Annotated in this window: 4 protein-coding genes; all 4 read right to left on the bottom strand. The window is 34.7% G+C overall.

The genetic code is table 11. The annotated features are described in order from the left end of the window. Positions 1-291, bottom strand: a 291-nt coding sequence (locus tag BM114_RS14555; RefSeq protein ID WP_218151497.1) for a hypothetical protein, incomplete at its 3' end; no start/stop codon positions are given. Between the two features lie 244 nt (positions 292-535). Continuing rightward, positions 536-1,063: a hypothetical protein gene (locus BM114_RS13925; RefSeq protein WP_092114328.1), complete on the bottom strand. Its 528-nt coding sequence runs from the start codon at positions 1,061-1,063 to the stop codon at positions 536-538. 537 nt (positions 1,064-1,600) lie between these two features. Further along, entirely contained in the window at positions 1,601-1,957 is a 357-nt protein-coding gene (locus tag BM114_RS13920) for a DUF6984 family protein (RefSeq protein ID WP_092114326.1), read from the bottom strand. Between the two features lie 41 nt (positions 1,958-1,998). Then, a complete protein-coding gene (locus tag BM114_RS14215; RefSeq protein WP_143089357.1) occupies positions 1,999-2,472 on the bottom strand; it encodes a hypothetical protein in 474 nt (157 codons plus the stop codon). Positions 2,473-2,700: the final 228 nt, after the last annotated feature.

Genomic DNA, 2,700 nt, shown 5'->3' with positions numbered 1-2,700 from the left:
TAAGACGAAACAATAAAATACAGAAAGAAGTGTTCCTATCCCACTTTCAAATAAGTGTCCAACATTAGCATCGCTTAATTTAGAATTATGTTGCAGTATATAATCTGCATTCTGCTCAGGAGTTCGGCCCTGCTTCCTCAGATTTCTTTTAATAAACGGAAAGAGATTAGGAATTATAACAAGTAGCCACCTACCAAGAGGGTTCAAGGCTCTATTGCAAAAGCGGTCGAACCTCCAAACAGAAAAATAGATACCGAAATATAAAAGCTCCAGATATTTCTTTACCAACATAATTTCTTGGATTAAAACATTTAAATGGACTTATGGCAACTGGTTACTATGGTTATAGAATACTCCTGCCTCCGACTCAGTTTCTGTATTGAAACAATGCCCAACTATCCTCCAGCCCAAGCGTAGTGGTTTCCTAAGTCGATGTAAAATACACCCTGACAAGAAGACACTATAAAACACAAGAGCATGATATGCGAAATATATTTTTTCCAAGAATTTTCCTCCCATAATTTCTGCATGTCAATTAAATGCCCATAGATAATTTTTTTGTAACAAGTTTGCCTTTATGGAATGTCAATACCAATGATGGACTATCATTGAAGCTAAAACAGTCTAAAGGCTTTCCTTTTGATAAGAGTTTGTACTCTGATGGAAAGTATCTGCGCGCTATTTCCTTATGGATCCGTTTATCTGTAGACAATATCCCATGATAGGTGCTTGATGGATAGAAAACAACAAGTTTTCCACCTACATAAGCAAGCCATACAGGCTCTCCTTGCATAAGCCAAGTATCGAAACTGAAAGAAATAGCGTAGTTTGTCACAGAGTCGTTGATATTCCGCTCGTAGACAGTAAGCAGATAATTACCGTCTGGAGTTCCTGCCAAAAACTTTGGATCCCGGTGTATTATACTGTCATATTCTAATATTGCGCTTTTTAATTCTTTACTGTCTATTTCAATATTAGCAACTAAATACTTGGTATCTTTCGTGTCGCATGAAATAAATAGGAGAGCGACAATAAATGTGTAAAGACAAAAATTATGTAACATGTGTTTAAAAAGAATATTTTAATTGTGGATATTGAAGGCTATTGCCATTTGTTCCTACTCTATACACTCCACTTTCAATCCCGTTGCCAGTTTTCTCGGATAAAGATAGTATGTATTTTTCATCCTTAAATTGATGCCTTATGATGGAGTCGTATTCAAGAATAGCATTTCGCAACTCGGCATCTATTATTTCTACATTTGGCTCTAATCGTTTATTATAACAATTATCGCATGACGCAAAGATAAGGAGTATTGCAAATAAGTATATGCATATATTATGCCCCATAATTATCATTTAGGATATTTCATAACAGTCCCTCTTGTCCAAACTCTGTACACACCAACTTCTACAGCATTTCTGCACAAATATACGAAGAAATGTTGTTAACAACAAGAAAAAGAAGTTTTATTTCATGGCGTCTTTATGGCAGCCCGCTATTCTAACTGCCACCAACAAGATTCGACGATTCCGCCTATAACACAACCAATGATAAATTCAGAAAACTACAATGGCTCCCATTTTATAGCCATGACTGTCTAAATTTGTACAACATCCATCATGTTATCTACAGAAGGAATTCTACATATTGAAGAATAATCGACTTTCCATAAATCCAATTCTCTAAGCGAACGATAAGAATCAACAAGTAAATAAGCAACTACTTCGATTCCATCTGAATCGTAGAATCGGCAACATGATATTTCTGTACATTCTTGAGGAGTATATTCCTTCTCACCTTCATCAATAAACGCAATGCTTCCAATTCTATCTTTTGTAAGAGGATAAGCCTTTACATGATTTACCCAATCATGACTTAGATGATAGTCAGCTTTTTTGGCTAAGTATTTAACTAAGTCAAACTCCTCTGTCGTCAAATGTCTTTTATATTCCATGGATTCTTCCGATTATTCTCAGAGACCTGGTAACTATAATTCTATTTAGAACTATAAACTTCTATAATCTTGTTGTTGTTTTGTAATTCATCATCTGCAGTTACTACTTTTATGTCATAAAGTTTGTGTTTGCATATATCAACCCATGTATATTTTCTTGCATTGCTTAATTTAATTATGAATAAGTATCCTGTATGATTGTGATTAAATAAAGACGAATATGTTGTTCTGCCAATCGAGTCTGGTAAAATGAGATTTCCATGAATATTCAAATGGCCGGACTCGTTAATACTGGTAAAACTTGAAAATGCTGTATCATTACTCGCTTCTAAAAAAGCATCTACACTATCAATGCTGTTATATAAAGATCCACCTATAAGTAATGTGTCGCTGGTGCAATTTCTAACCCTTATGGAATGTATCGTGTCAAATCCGGGGATGCAAGATAACTGCATCTGGCTAATTAACAATGTAGATACAATTGATATTAGTGAAACTAACTTTATTTTTAACATTGGTAAATCGTTTTATTAGTAATAAATGGGCATTCCATTGGGATCATAATACATTTCTGTCGATAGGCTATTCATTAATAAAGGAGAAAATAAAACGATAAAGCTGCCACAATAAAGCTTCCCCAAAAGATGCAGAAAGATTTTCTTCCGATTTTATTAACACGCTGCCTGTTTCGCTTTATAATCTCATCATTGCCGACATAGCTCATAGTGAGAAATGCCAGGACG

Origin of the sequence: Prevotella sp. KH2C16, from assembly GCF_900113305.1 — a bacterium.
Taxonomy (GTDB): Bacteria; Bacteroidota; Bacteroidia; order Bacteroidales; family Bacteroidaceae; genus Prevotella.
The sequence above is the reverse complement of the archived record's forward strand: the minus strand, read 5'-3'. Positions and strand labels throughout refer to the sequence as shown.

Coding starts and splice junctions, on each gene's coding strand:
- BM114_RS13925 (WP_092114328.1), bottom strand. CDS start 1,063: ATGTTACATAATTTTTGTCTTTACACATTTATTGTCGCTCTCCTATTT.
- BM114_RS14215 (WP_143089357.1), bottom strand. CDS start 2,472: ATGTTAAAAATAAAGTTAGTTTCACTAATATCAATTGTATCTACATTG.
- BM114_RS13920 (WP_092114326.1), bottom strand. CDS start 1,957: ATGGAATATAAAAGACATTTGACGACAGAGGAGTTTGACTTAGTTAAA.